General features: G+C 41.8%; 21 protein-coding genes. 16 read left to right on the forward strand and 5 right to left on the reverse strand.

Going from position 1 to position 15,912, the window contains the following annotated elements; all coding sequences use genetic code 11:
- Nucleotides 1-5: 5 nt before the first annotated feature.
- The 4 genes from BMX56_RS11465 to BMX56_RS11480 form a co-directional block, all read right to left on the reverse strand.
- On the reverse strand, nt 6-299 hold the full coding sequence (locus BMX56_RS11465) for a hypothetical protein (RefSeq protein WP_090646676.1): 294 nt from the start codon (nt 297-299) through the stop codon (nt 6-8).
- Nucleotides 300-414: 115 nt separating this feature from the next.
- Nucleotides 415-861: a MauE/DoxX family redox-associated membrane protein gene (locus BMX56_RS11470; protein ID WP_090646680.1), complete on the reverse strand. Its 447-nt coding sequence runs from the start codon at nt 859-861 to the stop codon at nt 415-417.
- A gap of 36 nt (nt 862-897) precedes the next feature.
- Nucleotides 898-1,104 carry an HTH domain-containing protein gene (locus tag BMX56_RS30675; protein WP_090646684.1) on the reverse strand — a complete coding sequence of 69 codons (207 nt, stop codon included), beginning with the start codon at nt 1,102-1,104 and terminating at the stop codon, nt 898-900.
- 88 nt (nt 1,105-1,192) lie between these two features.
- The gene (locus BMX56_RS11480) at nt 1,193-1,519 is read right to left on the reverse strand and encodes a helix-turn-helix domain-containing protein (protein WP_090646687.1); all 327 of its coding nucleotides are present in this window, start codon (nt 1,517-1,519) and stop codon (nt 1,193-1,195) included.
- Nucleotides 1,520-1,626: 107 nt separating this feature from the next.
- Here BMX56_RS11480 and BMX56_RS30145 point away from each other — a divergent pair, with 107 nt between their 5' ends.
- On the forward strand, nt 1,627-1,824 hold the full coding sequence (locus BMX56_RS30145; protein ID WP_090646692.1) for a hypothetical protein: 198 nt from the start codon (nt 1,627-1,629) through the stop codon (nt 1,822-1,824).
- Between the two features lie 25 nt (nt 1,825-1,849).
- On the opposite strand, the gene BMX56_RS11490 is transcribed toward BMX56_RS30145, so the two are convergent.
- Nucleotides 1,850-2,467, reverse strand: a complete 618-nt coding sequence (locus tag BMX56_RS11490; protein WP_090646697.1) for a rhomboid family intramembrane serine protease — start codon at nt 2,465-2,467, stop codon at nt 1,850-1,852.
- A 104-nt stretch (nt 2,468-2,571) separates the two neighbouring features.
- On the opposite strand from BMX56_RS11490, the gene BMX56_RS11495 reads away from it, so the two are divergent.
- The 15 genes from BMX56_RS11495 to BMX56_RS11570 all read left to right on the forward strand — a co-directional run bounded on the left by BMX56_RS11495 (nt 2,572) and on the right by BMX56_RS11570 (nt 15,898).
- On the forward strand, nt 2,572-3,213 hold the full coding sequence (locus BMX56_RS11495; RefSeq protein ID WP_090646700.1) for a hypothetical protein: 642 nt from the start codon (nt 2,572-2,574) through the stop codon (nt 3,211-3,213).
- Between the two features lie 52 nt (nt 3,214-3,265).
- Entirely contained in the window at nt 3,266-4,630 is a 1,365-nt protein-coding gene (locus tag BMX56_RS11500; RefSeq protein WP_090646705.1) for a cysteine peptidase family C39 domain-containing protein, read from the forward strand.
- A gap of 164 nt (nt 4,631-4,794) precedes the next feature.
- Nucleotides 4,795-5,736, forward strand: a complete 942-nt coding sequence (locus tag BMX56_RS11505) for an RteC domain-containing protein (protein ID WP_090646711.1) — start codon at nt 4,795-4,797, stop codon at nt 5,734-5,736.
- Nucleotides 5,737-6,306: 570 nt separating this feature from the next.
- The gene (locus BMX56_RS11515) at nt 6,307-7,383 is read left to right on the forward strand and encodes a hypothetical protein (RefSeq protein ID WP_090646718.1); all 1,077 of its coding nucleotides are present in this window, start codon (nt 6,307-6,309) and stop codon (nt 7,381-7,383) included.
- Between the two features lie 299 nt (nt 7,384-7,682).
- Nucleotides 7,683-8,603 carry a toprim domain-containing protein gene (locus BMX56_RS11520; RefSeq protein WP_090646721.1) on the forward strand — a complete coding sequence of 307 codons (921 nt, stop codon included), beginning with the start codon at nt 7,683-7,685 and terminating at the stop codon, nt 8,601-8,603.
- 187 nt (nt 8,604-8,790) lie between these two features.
- Nucleotides 8,791-9,201, forward strand: coding sequence for a plasmid mobilization protein (mobC, locus tag BMX56_RS11525; RefSeq protein ID WP_090647981.1), 411 nt, complete (start codon nt 8,791-8,793; stop codon nt 9,199-9,201).
- Between the two features lie 21 nt (nt 9,202-9,222).
- Nucleotides 9,223-9,507, forward strand: coding sequence for a hypothetical protein (locus BMX56_RS11530; protein ID WP_090646725.1), 285 nt, complete (start codon nt 9,223-9,225; stop codon nt 9,505-9,507).
- Between the two features lie 329 nt (nt 9,508-9,836).
- Nucleotides 9,837-11,192 carry a relaxase/mobilization nuclease domain-containing protein gene (locus tag BMX56_RS11535; RefSeq protein ID WP_090646728.1) on the forward strand — a complete coding sequence of 452 codons (1,356 nt, stop codon included), beginning with the start codon at nt 9,837-9,839 and terminating at the stop codon, nt 11,190-11,192.
- 15 nt (nt 11,193-11,207) lie between these two features.
- Nucleotides 11,208-11,834, forward strand: coding sequence for a ParA family protein (locus BMX56_RS11540; protein ID WP_090646733.1), 627 nt, complete (start codon nt 11,208-11,210; stop codon nt 11,832-11,834).
- A complete protein-coding gene (locus BMX56_RS11545; RefSeq protein ID WP_090646737.1) occupies nt 11,834-12,169 on the forward strand; it encodes a hypothetical protein in 336 nt (111 codons plus the stop codon). The genes BMX56_RS11540 and BMX56_RS11545 overlap by 1 nt, the downstream gene beginning before the upstream one ends.
- A complete protein-coding gene (locus tag BMX56_RS11550; protein ID WP_090646740.1) occupies nt 12,166-12,486 on the forward strand; it encodes a hypothetical protein in 321 nt (106 codons plus the stop codon). Before BMX56_RS11545 ends, BMX56_RS11550 begins: the two co-directional genes overlap by 4 nt.
- Nucleotides 12,487-12,488: 2 nt before the next feature.
- Nucleotides 12,489-12,785 (forward strand): DUF4134 family protein, encoded by a 297-nt coding sequence (locus BMX56_RS11555; protein WP_090646742.1) that lies wholly within the window; start codon nt 12,489-12,491, stop codon nt 12,783-12,785.
- Between the two features lie 95 nt (nt 12,786-12,880).
- On the forward strand, nt 12,881-13,183 hold the full coding sequence (locus BMX56_RS11560) for a DUF4134 domain-containing protein (protein ID WP_090646747.1): 303 nt from the start codon (nt 12,881-12,883) through the stop codon (nt 13,181-13,183).
- On the forward strand, nt 13,183-13,479 hold the full coding sequence (locus BMX56_RS11565; protein ID WP_090646751.1) for a plasmid transfer protein: 297 nt from the start codon (nt 13,183-13,185) through the stop codon (nt 13,477-13,479). Before BMX56_RS11560 ends, BMX56_RS11565 begins: the two co-directional genes overlap by 1 nt.
- Nucleotides 13,457-15,898, forward strand: a complete 2,442-nt coding sequence (locus BMX56_RS11570) for a TraG family conjugative transposon ATPase (protein ID WP_090646755.1) — start codon at nt 13,457-13,459, stop codon at nt 15,896-15,898. The genes BMX56_RS11565 and BMX56_RS11570 overlap by 23 nt, the downstream gene beginning before the upstream one ends.
- Nucleotides 15,899-15,912: the final 14 nt, after the last annotated feature.

Here is a 15,912-nt window from a genome sequence, read left to right on the forward strand (position 1 = left end):
AACAATTACTGGAATTTAGCTGTCGCAGTAGGAGCGTTCACCGTACCCTGAGTAGGATGTCCTGTTGAACCATTTTCATCTCCTTGAATGGCACACAAGGCCGCTGTCCCGTTGCAATCCTCCGGGCGTGCTGATACCTTTGTGTAATTTAAGGGATTTGTACTTCCTGCTCCATTATAGCTAAACCAGGTGGTACCCGGTTTGGCTGTAACACTTTTGGCAGTTCCCTTAAAACCTACGGCAGCAGTTATTCCTAAAACCATTGCCAGCATTGCGAAATTCATTTTGAAATTTTTCATTTTAGTATGTATTACGTTTTTATAGAATTTGAAAGCATGCCTACTCTTTTTTAGGATTTTCGGCGATCTCCATTTTTTAACGGGCCAAAGTCCGCGTTAAATGCAATTGTTTCTTTCATTTAATGCCTTTTTTCCTCCTTTCTTTAAAGTGAATTAACAGGGATATCGAGGTCAGGGTTAGAAAAGATATATTTAACAAAAAGTGGAATTCCCAGCTCGCGTTGCTGATAATTCCACCACATGCGCAGGGCACCCGTTCAAATAAATGCATGGTAATCCCCCCAACATACGCTGTAAATGCTAATAGCAAAATTTCAGAAAGTATTAATCCATAAAGGTTAAATGGACGGATCATCAATAAAAGAACAGCCAGTACCTCCGATGCAGGTATCAGCCACACCAACAAAAGTGATAGCTCTTTGGAAAATAGCTGGTGTTGCATCTCCCACTGGTAGCGTTGGAAATCAAACAACTTACTTACAGCCGCATAAGTCCAGAGGATTACAAGTAAATAACTATTGATAAGTGAATAATATGTGTAGATTTTCTTGCTGATACCCATAATATAAAGGTACCGTCGTCATTAAGACAGAAAATGTCACTCTGGTAGATAGATATAATATTTTTTTTCAAGCCGGTCGTAACGCACATCATAACCCTTTTCCCGGAGGTGGGAAAGCATCCTTTTGACGGTTCTTGTGCTGCAGCCAAATTTTAAGGCAGTATCCTCCACGGACCTGAATCTTTTTTTCTGGATCAGTTCCAAAACGTAGTTCAGCCGTTTTTCATAGGACAGGTAATCCATTTTGTTTCTTTAGGCATTTGATTGGATGGCGAAATTCCTAAATGAAACAATGAATCGCTATAACTACAAGTTGTAAATTATTAGATTATTAATTTAATAATGTCCCTGTGGTAACCAGTAACAAACTAATTTTTCGCGAAATGTTTTTATTCCAGAGCCGGCGGATCTTATAAATGGTATGAAGGAAGTTTCTGAGATCTATGCTGGTACCGAATTTTGGCTTTGGCATCAATACATAAGGTGATATCTCTAAGATTTCGGCGATCGCAAATACCCTTCTGATGCTTAACTCTGTTTCATTACGCTCCATTTTAGAGTATGCGGCTTGGGAAATATCCAATGCATACGCCATGTATTGCTGACTATAACCTTTTATCGTGCGTTGAATCCTGATATTTTCTCCAATTGGCGCCATGTTATAAAATTATTATTTTGTTAACCTAAAATTAATAGTTGTAACTTATAATTCCTGCTTTTAGCTTCCTGAATCTTGAAAAATGACCTTTAGATTAATTCCTGCCATTGGGAAGTAACAATTTTAAGGTTCAAGAAATGAAAGAATTAGCAGACGAAAAAGCCAACGAACTGGAGGGCGGTCTAAACCAGTGTGCAGCATCAATAGGCTTTTCAGCCTCTTTTGGAGGACTGTTCGGCGGGGTAGGAGCCGTCATCGGTGCAGCAGTTGCTGCAACCGGGCCAGCCTGTCTTGGCATTTGGTAAACGAATAACCGGGGTTATACCCCGGTTATTTAAAAAAATTGCTGCGTAAAAGCAGCGTAGCTAATATTCCACCCACTGCGCCAGCGAAATGTAACTCCTGGTTGACCGCTCCGGTCCGCTTACTATACATTGCCAGAAATACCATATATATCAAAACGCTGTACATGTTGTTTATTCCACCTATCCCTGGAATGAAAAGCAAAGTCATTTTAGGGTTTAATATCATACAACTGAACATACAACCCATAATTGTTCCCGAAGCCCCTACATTACTATAACTGAGATCACGGTAATGCCTGACCGTGATAAACAGTCCACCTGCCAGCAGACTACTCCCATATATTGCTAAAAACTTAATTTCACCAATAATGCCCTGTGCTATCAGCTGGTTTTCCAGCGCGACACAAAATACCAGGTACATGTAACTGTTAATAAAAAGATGAAGCAAATCATTATGGACAAGGTCTGATGTTAACAGCCGGTAATATTCTTTTTCATTAACAATGCTATAAGGATGAAGGGCAAGGTTGGCTATGAGTTTTTTTTTAACCAATGCTAAAACGCTTACGATGAGCATTGCTGCAAATAGTAGATAACTGGTACGAAAAATCTCGTGATAAGCGAAGAATAAACCTTTGGCCATAAATAATATTTCCTTAATATACAAAAACTATAACTGATAATTTATAGTTTTTGCTTTTAGGATATGGCCTTATATAGGGGGACTTTTGAATAAATCCTTATATCATGAAAGCAAAATTCTCTCTATCAATTCTTTATTTATTTGCTGGTTATATTTTAATTGCAATAATATTAATAAAAATTACAGACAAATTAATTTTAACGCCGGGTTTCTATGCGCAAAGCGATCAATCCTTTGGCGCTTTACCGGAGCAAAACCTGCTGATTTACCAGCAAATTCACAAATGGGTTTACTTGTTTACCACTTTATATATGATAGCGAAGTTCTTCCTTATCGCCTTGATTATCCATACCGGCTTCTATCTGTTTAAGTTAAAAGCAGCCTACCTACAGGTTTTGAAAGCAGTGATTTCTGCAGAGTTTGTGTTCTTTATACCAGCCGTTTTCAAGATATGGTATTTTCAGAATGGTATACCTACTGGTCAGCTCTCCGAATGGATCTACTTCTATCCGGGTTCTGTATTATCACTCCTGAATTACCGGGGTACTACCTGGGTTTACCTGTTCCAAAATCTTAATATTTTTGAGATAATGTATTGGTTTACGCTGGCAGCTTTTCTCAGGTTTTGCCTTAAAACAAACTTTGATCGGAACCTTCAAATCATTTTGTCCAGTTACCTGCCGGCTTTCCTATTTTGGACGGTTCTAGTTACCTTTTATACAGTGGCAATTTCTCCGGCGAGTTAAAACTCCCATACCACTATTCTCAAGATCTTTTAGATGAATAAAATTCCCCCATATGAAATTTAACCATTTTTATATTAAAAATACCTTTGTAAAACAGGAAGGGCAAAATGATTGCGGAATTGCCTGCCTTGAATCTATCCTTTATTATGCTGGCTTGGACGCATCGGGAATTTACCGGTTGAAAAATCTCCGGTTATGCGCAACAGGAGTTTCATTACTTTCTTTGAAGCATCTCGCTATAGAATTTGGTCTTCAGGCCAAATGTGTAGAATTAGAGGTAACTTATTTAAGGGCACTTACCGTACCATGCATACTTTACGTAATTAACGGGGAGAATGCAGGTCACTTCATTGTATTTTATGGTGCCAGGAAAAAAGGTAGTGGCTACGAGTACCTGGTTGGTGACCCTGCTGATGACCTGAAGTTTATAACGGAAACCCATCTGTCGGAAATATGGAAAAGTAATGCTGCCTTATATTTGGAAGGGCTAAAACCGGCCAAACATATAAAAAGGGTATTGAAAAGTGTGGCGCTACTTGATAACGCCATATCAGTTCCGCTTTTAATGAGCGTTCCTCTCCTTGGAATTATAATTTCATTTATTGGAATAGGCACATCTTTGTTTTTACAAAAGTGCTTTGAATCAGGTAAAACAAACTCTCCTAAAATGGAGATGATGGCCAGCCTCGCGATGTTCCTGATAATTAGTATTTTCAGGACGGTATTGGGCTTCCTGAGACAAAGGCTGCTTACCTGCTTTCTAACAGATTTCTCCCGGTATTTTATGTTTAGAAAATTAAACAGATTATTGAACCATGGTTATGTATACAATATAGATAATGCTTTTAATCAGGTTGTAAAATTACAATCAGCAATAAATGCGCTCTTGTCAGTTGTACTCACCGACGGAGTTTTACTGATGATAATTATTGGGATGCTCTTTTATTATTTTCCCCTCGTTGCATTGATCAATCTTTTATACCTCGTAATTGTCGTATTGCTTTCTAGCTTGATGCTTCCGAAAATAAGTTTAGCCATACAGGATAATGAGAAATGCTTTCACAATGCAGTAAAAAAGATCAAAACTGAAATGGATGACATCTCCACGGAAAATGTTGCTGAACTTAAGCCTGATTTGATCATTAAGCATCAAAACTATTACCTTTCTTACGAACAAAGCTCAGTTTCAAACGCTAATTCAATAAACCGGATGAACCTGATTATCCAGGGAACCGGAAACTTATTGGTTATTCTCGTTTTAGGTGTTAGCATCCACAACTTTTTGACTACCTACAAAGAAGGCATGCTTTTTCTTGCAGTCAGTATCCTTTCCGTTTATAATACCATGATCGTACCAAGGGTTATACAGGCTTACCAGGCTTGTTACGATGGGGTAAGTTCATTGCAAATAAGGTAGCAATAATACTCTCTTTTCTATGGTCACGATTTAACTGCTCATAGAAGTTTGACTATCAATTTTAATTAAAATCAATGTTGCTTATGAATGTCCCGAAGTTATACCGGGATACGATCCACTATGCTTCAGGTTTTTAGAGCCCCGTCTACCATTATTACGGGCTTATGGCCGGACTTCCCGGGTTTCTCAATTATTTATTTAAAATCTCTACACCTATGATTATTCAATTTGCTCAAAAAAGCTATCATGAAATGATGGAAGAATTGGAACTATTTAACGAGATCGGAGATCTGTCGGTTAAAAAATTACAGGGTTCTCTATTCGTAATTAAAACTGCATTGGACGGTTTAAAGGATTATCTCCACCTCAATCCATTTATTGACCAGGATGAAGAAGTTAGGTTCTTTAAATACGAAAAGCCAAAATTTTTCGCTGAAAAGATTTTTGCCTTAGAACGTTATACCATAGACAGCGCGGTGCCATTAGGCGATGAGGAAGCGATTCAGCAATATTTCACAAGGGAACTGGCATTTATTGATCGCTTTTTCTACCAATACAGATTTTTGTTTCAGTATTATCAGCTGGATGCCTCAGAACTTGACCATTTATACTTTTTGCGTGGCGGTCAGCCGCAAGGACTACTTGTTACGGAGCAACAGGAACCTGACCCGCAGTTTTCTACAGCATGCGACCATCTTTATTCCAAGTTTATGGCCTACGAGAAGCTTCAGGCTTATGTTTTGGATCGTTTACGTCAGCCTGGCGGAGGAAATCAAGCTATAACGGTGAGCAAAAAAGGAAGAGAACTCAAATGGACAGGTGATAAGAGTAACCTTGTCGAGTTGGCCTATGGCTTATATGATACAATGCAAATCAATAATGGAGATGTTGATATATCGGATATTATTGATTGGCTTGAACAGACACTGCAGGTTAACCTTAACAGGTACTACCGGCGGTTCTCTGAGATTAAGAGCCGTAAATCCATCAGCAAGACAAAATTTTTGGATCAGATGCGGGATGCATTGTTGAAGCATATTGAGGAAGGGGATGCCTACAAACCCCAAAATGTACCCCGTATACGCGCTCCAAACACGGGTAAATAAAAAAATCTTTAGTGCTCCGGTTGGTGCTTGTGAAACAAAAATTCCGCAAGTGCCAACCTTTGTTTCGTCAGCCGCCGGCAATGTCGCAGTGGAGTGGTCAAAACGATGAAACAGAGGATGTATATAAAACCAAAGCCAGCCGCCAAAACGTCGGAAATCAGGTATTACCGTTTTTTCTTTCTTCTACCCCGCATGTATACCCGGGGAGTTCGCTCAACTCACTCCGTTACGCCCGGCCTGACAATCAATTTAGAATTAATGCTATGAATTAAAATCCTGGTTTAATTATCTGGTTTTTAAATGCTTACCTGCTTTTCGCGGGTAGGGGTGGCCGGGCTTTGCCTTTCCACGGGTTCTTTGACATGGTGGGCAAAAGCATTATCCTGTGTATAACAGGAAATTTTGTGAAGGTGAGATGATATCAATAACTGAAAGCGCAAAGGCAGGTGAGGACCCGGTTTGTAGAAACTGACGTGAGTAAGCCCGATTAATTAAAAATTTAAATAGGACGACCTGCTATGGTCAATATTCAAAGGGGGCTTTTGCCCCCTTTTTTGTAAACCCAATTTTATGGATCCAAAGATCATTAGCCGAATTGACAGGGCAGTCGCTGATAACATGAAAGACATTAAACGTTCTTTTGGCGGCCAGGCGGGGATAGTTCAGGATTTTATAGTTTTTATCACAAGGCAACTGAAAACAGATCTCTTTGGTTACACACGTTTTACCCTCCAGCAATTTTGCCAGGAAACCGGAAGAACCCGCCAGGATCTCGCGGTAATACACCCTGACTTTCTTACCGGGAAATCGTTACCGCCGATGATAGCAGGTTATGAATTTAAAACGGTATTTGATTACGCCTTGTATACTATGATGGAACGTAATATTATCTTTTCGTCTGGTTATGAAATCAGGGCGGAGAGCGGCAATATCCAAATGCAAAGCTTTTCCATTCTAAAAGACCTGAAGCTCAATTTTAACCGGAGCAGCAAAGAACAAAAGATCTATGATGTCCGGCTTTCAGATGATTTGCTCCATGGTTTTCTAAGCAGGTATTACACGATTGATACATTAAGCTATCGGCTGGTCGGAAAAGGGAGGGGCGGCGACAGTCGCAAACAATTACTGATCTACCTGTCCAAATTAAAACATATCCTCCTTTCTACCGGTACGGACAACGAAACGCTTATTCCGCTGGACAGGCTTTGCCGGATAGCGGATATCTTTGATATTAAACCCTCCCATAAAAAGCAAAACCTCTCCAGGATGCTCGCCTATATCAGGGAAACCGGGAAATTCTTATTCGACTTTCAATTTACCCAGGATAGGTTCAACACGAATTACATGGTCAGGCTCGAATTTAGACCAGACAAATCCAGGTACAAACTTCAAATGGAACATTCCTTTTATTACCGTTTATTGTCCGGATTAAAGACGGTGTTTGATAGCAAAAAAACAGCCTACGTTATTATAGATGACGATCCATTCCAATTTTGGTTAGCAGACATGGAAAGTGATTTAATTTCAAAATCGCAGGTTTTGGTTCATTCGTATTATATAGCTTTTCAAATCAACCTCAATCAGACGCAGGCGCAAAGTTTAATACGATCCGGCAATTTTCTCAAACCGCTGTTAGATGTCGGATAGTTCGGAAATGATGTCGGGTAATTCGGAGCGGATGTCGGGTTTTTAGATTTTGATGTCTGGTGTTTCGGTAATAATGTCGCCTTTTTCGACCCTGATGTCGAACTAATTGGCTCCGATGTCCGGTGTTTTGATATAAACCGTTCCATGTCGGCTATTTCGGCCATTGGGAATGACCTGTATGCGGGGATTTATAGGTCTGATGTCGGCTATTTCGGCCAATAGTATATAGAATACTAATTATAAAAGAAAACGCAGTTTCAGCTGACTGAAACAAAATATTTAACATTTAAAATTTAATTATGGATAATCTCTCGGAAGTGAAAGACCTGAAAGAGCAAGTCTCTATCGTGGACCTGTTGGCCAGGCTTGGTTTTCACCCCATACGCAAATCAGGAAAAGAGGATATTTACCTGAGTATGCTGCGCGACTCGGATACCAAGCCATCTTTCGCGGTAAATGACACGCTTGGCGTATGGTATGACCACGGTTTGGGTAAAGGCGGAAACATCATTGATTTTGCCTTGCTATATTGGAATGGTTTGACTTTCATGGATGTCATCAGTAAAATCAAATCTACCTGCGACCTTCCTTTACTTCGGGTTAACCCGGATTTAAACAGGATAAATACACGCAGGCACGCTTTGAAGGTTCCTCATTACAGGGTTGAATCTGTAAAGGATCTGGGTAATAATCCTGCGATAAGTCGTTATCTGGAAAGTAGGGGGATTCTGAAAGCCGCGGATGGACTCCTGAAAGAGGTTTATTATTTTGTGGAGGACGAAAAAAAGGTTCGCAAATATTTTTTTGCAGCAGGCTGGCAGAATGAGTTAGGTAGCTGGGAGGTGAGGAATAAATATTTTAAGGGTTGCCTTGGACATAAGGCGATTTCTTTTATACCTGGTGATACTGCTAACCTTCAGGTCTTTGAAGGTTATATTAATTTCCTCAGTTGGAAAATGGACAATCCGTCATCGATGGACAATATCCTGGTATTGAATACGACGGCGCTATTAAGAGCCGCTATAAAAAAGGCGGCTGACTTTGAGGACGTTTCCATCTATTTTGACCATGATAAGACAGGTCAGGAAGCAGCTGCCGAATTTATCCGCAGCTCACCCCATACCATCGACCGCTCGGAAATATACAGGGGCTATAATGATTATAATGACTATTTAATTGCTGTTCCCCGGCGGGCATCCGAACAATCTTTCTTCAGCTAGGTGGGCGTATTTGAGCCAGCTATTTTATAACCGGATAGCTGGTTATATTTTGGTTTTTATTGCGGCAAGATGTCCTTTTGTCCGACAAAAACGCCTTCAGCGGTTTTCTCGTCCAACGGAATCTTGCCTTGCCCGTTTCGTACCTCAACCGATCAAGGATATCAATAACTCGCAACTCGTTATCTCTATGCCAGGAAAACACAAATTAACCGGCAGACCGAAATTGGAAACAGGGAAGCGAAGCAGGAAGATCGACGCACGTTTTAGCGAAGATGAATACCTGGTCATCCTGGAACTGGAAAAGCAATTAGGTATCAGTAAAACGGAGTTGGTCAGGACAAGGCTTTTGCAAAATGCACCCCTGACGATCATTAATGCCAGGGAACTGATCCGGCTGCTGGATGGTATAGGTACTGAACTCGGGCGGGCTGGTAACAATATCAACCAGCTGGCGCACTACGCTAATATACTCCAACTCAAATCTGCTTTGTCACCGGCGGTAATAGAGCGCTTTAATACACTATTCTCCCAATACATCGACAATCAAACAATATTGGAAGCGGCCTTACGCAAGATCATCCGGTATATAGGCAAATAATTGATTCTTAAAAATAAGCTTATGATTTACATTACATTAACCGGCCCGTCGGTCGCCATTACCATTGCTGCCTATTTTCTGCTCAGGTATCTTATCCTGACTTTTAACCGATATAACAGCGGCTGCCAGGACCCTTTCCTGCCCAGGATCAATCTACCCGGGAGTTCCTGGAGGGACTGGCGGCGGGGATATGAACAGGGGCAAGCCAAAATGATCGTCCGGTATGGACTTGACCAGCGGTGTGAAGATAAAAGTGTTTTAAAGTGGGTAAAAGGATATGAGGACATTGATGAGGGGTGTGGTTAGTGTATTAAATATCACGAGATGAAATAGCCGGATACATATCACCGTGATACGTCGTATCAGAATAATCAGGAGCTGGATACGAAATACCACGATATATTAATCATTATATCTGGTTCCGGGTTTCATTGCTATCCTGATACTTCGGTAAAAAGTACCCAGCTCATCTATCCTTCTGTATCTAGTTCATAGATCATTTTATAGCGTGGTATTTTATCACTGACTATCGAGTATCCTGTTCGATGGTATCCCGTTCCGATAGACCCGGATACTTTTGATCTGGATATTACCAATCAGGTTTATTTCTATCACGATCCAAATGCGCTCGATATATGGTTGTCCGGATCTTATCCTCCTCAGCTTCCTTTGCCGGCGTAAGCTATAATACCAATAAAATTGAAAAGCTGCGCGGGGAATTAATGAAGGTCTCCGGATTCGGGCCGTTGCAGGGGCTGGAAACATTGAGGCCTGAGGACTATAAGAATTACCTTAAAATGGTTTCGGCGCAAAATAAAAGGGTTTCCAAACCGCAGTTTCATGCGGTTATCTCGGCTAAAGGAAAAGCCTATGATAAAGCATCCCTGACGGAGATTGCTATCCGATGGCTCCATCAGATGGGCTATGCCGACCAGCCTTATCTGGTCGTTTACCACAATGACACCGGCAATAATCATGTGCACCTGGTTTCAACGAGGATAGGAAAAGATGGCAAAAAGATCAGCAGCGGTTTTGAAAATATCCGGGCCATCCAAAATCTCAACAAGGTGTTGGGATTAGACGAAAAACAAAGGATAAACCTGGATGTGCAAAAAGCCTTAAACTACCAGTTTAAGACCCGGGCTCAGTTTAAAATGATCCTCGAAAGCGCTGGTTATATATTAAAAGAAACTGGTGGAAATCTCCAAATTATCAAATCTGGCATCCTGCAGGATGAAATCAAACTTATGCTGATCAATGAGCGTATCCATCAGAATCAGCCTGATACAGATAGAATAAAGCAGTTAAAAGCCATTTTTTATAAACATGGTGCCGAACATGATACCAAATTAATGCCTGTTAATTCCAGTTCGGCCGGCAGAGATAAAATTAATTTGAAAGGGTATACATCGAATTTTGCTGCTTACATGCAAGATAAGCATGGCATAGCACTCATCTTTCACTTTAAGGATGACAAGCCACCTTACGGCTATTCAATCATAGATCATGCGGAAAAAGGTGTATACAAAGGAAGTGACATATTGCCAATGAAAATACTACTGGCCATGCAGCAGGATAGGAGCGTTGTTGATCAGGAAATGCCATCTAAGCTGTTGCCCCCCGTTCCTGAAACTTATGAACTTACGGCAAACAGAGAATATTACAGGGCATTGCTTTCGGCTGCACTGAATAATTATCCTGACCTCAAACAAGGCCTGCGTCACCAAGGCCTTGAGGTAATGCCTCATGGCGATGAACTATACCTTGCAGATCCGGAGGCTGACCAGTATATACCGGTTAGCTTATTATTAGACGGGGCTGCCACTTTGTTAATGGAACGATATTATGGGCTAAGGCCCGAGCCGGAAATCGCTATTATCAATATAAATCGACCCATCGCAGCAATACAGATAGCAGAAGATATCGATGATGAAGCCATTCATGGTCGTAACCGGAGACGAAAGAAAAAGGCGCGCACCAACAGCAGGTAAACTAAACAAAATTTTATGATCATAATTATCGGGAACCAAAAAGGTGGCTCAGGGAAAAGCACGCTTACCTTATTGCTGGCAAACTACCTCACTCTGGCCAAAAAATGTAAAGTCACAGTCATCGATATGGATTATCAGCAGTCCATCGCCCAGAAATTCGAAAAAGCCAAGTTGCTGGAAAATGAGGAGCCTTACGAGGTCATCGCGGCCGCGCTGGAGGATTATCCCGATCTGTTGGAAGTATTAACAGGTAATTCTCAGGACATCATTTTAATAGATCTTCCGGGTAAGCTGGATGATGATGGACTGATCCCCGTATTTCAATCTGCTGACCTGGTCATTTGCCCCTTTGCATATGATGAATTCAGTTTTGAATCCACCATATTATTCTCAGTCGTACTAACAAAAATTAACCCGCAGGTCAATATCGTTTATGTTCCAAACCGGGTTAAGGCGAATGTCAAATACGAAACCCAAGCCGATGTCGACGCGCAGTTGGCCAAATTCGGGAGCTTGACCCAATCCTTACCTGATCGGATCGATTTCCAACGTACCAATACCATGATGACCCCGCTTTCTGTCTATCCGGTCATTTTGCCCGTATTTAAACAGATCTACGAACAATACCTAAAAAATAACTAATGAATGAAATTAAATCCCTGGCGGATCAGATCCGTGGAAAAATTAATCAGCCCGAGGCCCAGCTGGCCCCGAAACCGGTCGCCGTAAAGAAAAAACAAAACAAGGCTGAAGCGCCGGAAATCGTTGAGTTACTCCGGGGTTATGATATTTCTGGTCACAAAAGTATGGTGCACGCCCGGTTTGATGTACAAACGGCCCAAATGCTGCACTACTTTAAAATGGCAACAGGCGTGGAAGTTACCAGGCTGGTAGCCTATTCGGTCCGGCAGCTATTTGACCAGCACCCGGAACTTAAAATAATCATCAAACAATATATTCAACAATTGGAATTATGAACTGGTTACATTTTTTTCTTTGGATCGCTTGCATATACGCGATTTATTATCTGGTCATTATTTTTACTGACTTCCTCCGCACGGGAAATAAACCTGATGCTCAGGGTTGGGTAAATGAACTGACGTTTTCAGAGATTGAGTCTCCACAACGGATAGTCATGGAGGAACAAAGTATTTCATTACCCATAACCGGATCGAAGGCAGAAAATAGTCAGGGAGGATCAGCGGTCATTGCTTCCGGTGGTGTCCTGATCAGGGAGCTATTCAGCCTGGCCCGAAAGGAATCCATCGTATATACAGGCCAGGTAAGCTATTAACTATGAAATATCTGAAGGTTACCCCAGCCAGCTTGCTTTTCATCCCATTTCCCGCTCATGCGCAGCCAGGTATTGATGAAATGCAACAGATAAAGCAAAACCTTACATCCTCGTTCTTTTCTGCGGTAGATTTTTCGCTGGTGCTGGCCGGCCTATTCGGCATTGTCGGCGCAGTGAAGATTTATCATAACTGGCAGATGGGTAAAGAACGGATAACCAATGATGTGGCCGCCTGGTTCTTTGCTTCATTTTTTATGGTGATTGCCGGGGCTTTCCTCCAGGCAGTATTCGGCATTTAGCCTTTTTTGCCTCCTTTTAACAAGCGGCTCCACGCAGGAGGCCGCTTTTTTTATGCCTAAAAATCTCAAATAATTTTTAACAAACCCAATAACAAATGAACAGAACAAAAAAAATCTGGGCTTCAGCATTATTGCTTGCCCTGTCCGTGCCTGCCTTTGCGCAAAATGGTGTAAATGGTCTGAATACGGCCACGACTACACTCAAAACCTATATTGCCCCGGTGACTAACATCACACTGGTGATCGGTGGTATCGTCGGCATCGTTGGTGCCATCCGGGTATATTCCAAATGGAATTCCGGTGATCAGGATATCAATAAAGAACTCATGGGATGGGGTGGATCCTGTGTGTTCCTGGTGGTATCCGCACTGGTGATCAAAGCTTTCTTCGGTTTGTAATGGGGAAGCGATTTGCTGTATATAAGGGGCTGCAGAAGCCCCTTATCTTCCGCGGCTTCAAAGGGAAATTTATTTACTGGGGATTAGCTTCCCTTTTGACCGGTTTGGTTCTGGGCGCTTTGGTCATGTCCCTAATTAATATGTGGCTCGGTGCTTTGGTTTTGATCGGCTGTATCGTAGGTGGTCTGCTTTATACCGCCAGCCGGCAAAAACAGGGTCTACACGGGAAGACTCGCACCAACGGAATTTATATTATTAATCAGATCAACCATTATGGCCGCAAAGAAAGTTTTTAAAATACCCTATGCCGGAGTGGATACCAGTGGGGAGTTTGACCTGTTGATTGGGCTGAACGGTGAATATTCTGTTATCATCAGCCTGATCAATCCTGTCGTTCGGTTCTCGGCATCCCCCTCAGGTTATGACGAGTTTCATGCACTGGTCATCAGTATAGTTAAAATGCTTGGAGATGGCTATATTCTTCAGAAACAAGACATCATCAGCCGCTCTGCGTTTCCGGATAAGCCCGCCGAAGAATACCTTCAAAAAAAGTATAACGAACATTTTGCAGGCCGGCACTTTGCAAAGACGACCACTTACCTAACCATTACGCGGCAGGTAAAAAAAGGCGCGTTTTATGTATTTAATGCCAAAGCCCTGGTAGAATTCCGGCAAACGATCAATAAAGTGTTGGATGTGTTGACGGCTGCTAAAACTTCTCCGGTATTATTAAAGGAAAAGGAGATCAACCTTTTTGTTTTACAAGTCTTGAGTATGAACTTCAATAAGCAACCTATCGCATTAAACAACCTGAGTGCAAATGATTCGGAGATCAGGATGGGGGATTTGCAATGCAGGAGCATCAGCCTCGTTGATGTGGACAGCATTGACCTGCCCCAGGAAGTTGGTACGTACGTGGAATTGAATGATAAGGAGACCATGCGGGGTTTTCCCGTGGATTTTCTATCGTTTTTATTTAAGGTTCCAGGTTACGAAGTGATCATATTCAACCAGCTGATCGAAATTCCGGTCCAGGTGGCCACCTTACGCAAACTGGAAAGAAAGAAAAAGCAGCATTCCGGGATTCCTGACCCGGCAAACGATCTTTGCGTGGAGGATATCGATCTTTTGTTGAAAGATGTCGCCAGGGAAAGTCAGTTACTGGTGAATTGTCATTTTAATATCCTGGTATGTGCTCCGGAAACTCAGCTACAGAAAGCCTGCAATTTTATTGAAAATTCTCTTTTTCAGCTTGGAATTCTCGCGAGTAAAAGTGCTTATAACCAACTGGAACTTTTCCGCTCTGCCCTTCCCGGCAATGCAGTAGAAATTCAGCATTATGATTGGTTCCTGACTACCAGCGATGCGGCGGTATGCTTCTTTTTCAAGGAATCACTACCCGCGGATGAGCCTTCGGATTTCCTGATCCGTTTTACGGACAGGCAGGGTATCCCCGTTGGGATTGACCCGGCTGACTATCCTATGAGAACAGGGCGGATCAACAATAGGAACAAGTTTGTTTTAGGTCCTTCAGGTTCTGGTAAATCTTACTTTGTCAACAGCTTTGCAGAACAATACATGTTATATAATATGGATATGGTCATTGTTGACACCGGTGATTCGTATTCCGGGCTTTGTTCTTACTATAAGGGGAAGTATATAACGTACACCGAAAAGGAGCCGATTACCATGAACCCTTTTCAAATCGACGAATCTGAATACAATATTGAAAAAAAAGATTTTCTCTGTACGCTGATCGGTGTTGCCTGGAAGGGGGCTGAGGGGACGTTCAGCCCGGTCGAACGTGATGTGATCGCTAATGTGATATCCGCTTACTATAGTAAGTTCTTTTCAGAAAAAGAGGAACTGAAGTTTGATACTTTTTATGAGTTTGCCATCAAAAAGATCCCAGAGATAAGGACAGAGGAAAATATTCCGTTTGATCTGGATGAATTCCGTTATGTATTAAAGAAGTTTTATAAAGGCGGGGAATTCGCGACAATTCTGAACAAAGAGGCAGATAAGTCATTATTTACGGAGCGTTTTATTGTCTTCGAAATTGACAGTATCAAAGAATCGAAAATTTTGTTTCCCATTGTTACCCTAATCATTATGGATGTATTTATCCAGAAAATGCGTTTCAGAAAAGCACAACGTAAATGCCTGATTGTTGAAGAGGCCTGGAAAGCTATCGCCAGTCCGCTTATGGCCGGATATCTTTTGTACCTGTATAAAACAGTACGGAAGTTCTGGGGCGAAGCCATTGTGGTAACGCAGGAGTTGGGCGATATCATCGGTAATGCAGTGGTCAAAGATAGTATCATCAATAACTCGGATACGATCTGTTTGCTCGACCAGACCAAGTTCAAGGATAATTATAACGAGATCGCCGCTTTACTGTCAATCAACGAGACCGAACGCCGCAAGATATTCACCATCAACCAGTTGGATAATAAAGAAGACCGGGGCCGTTTCAAAGAGGTGTATATCCGCAGGGGCTCCGTCGGCGAGGTGTATGGTGTAGAAGTATCCCTATCCCAGTATTTGACCTATACAACGGAGAAGCCTGAAAAATCTGCTGTGGAGGTCTACACTAACGCTTTTGGTTCCTATCCATCCGGCCTCGGCGAATTCATCAAAGACATGCAACACAGTGGCTTGCAACTGGGGGATTTTATTAAACGTGTCAATCAGGCAGGTGTACCCTTCCATTAACCATCAAATCAGTT

The organism is Mucilaginibacter sp. OK283 (assembly GCF_900110415.1).
Taxonomy (GTDB): domain Bacteria; phylum Bacteroidota; class Bacteroidia; order Sphingobacteriales; family Sphingobacteriaceae; genus Mucilaginibacter.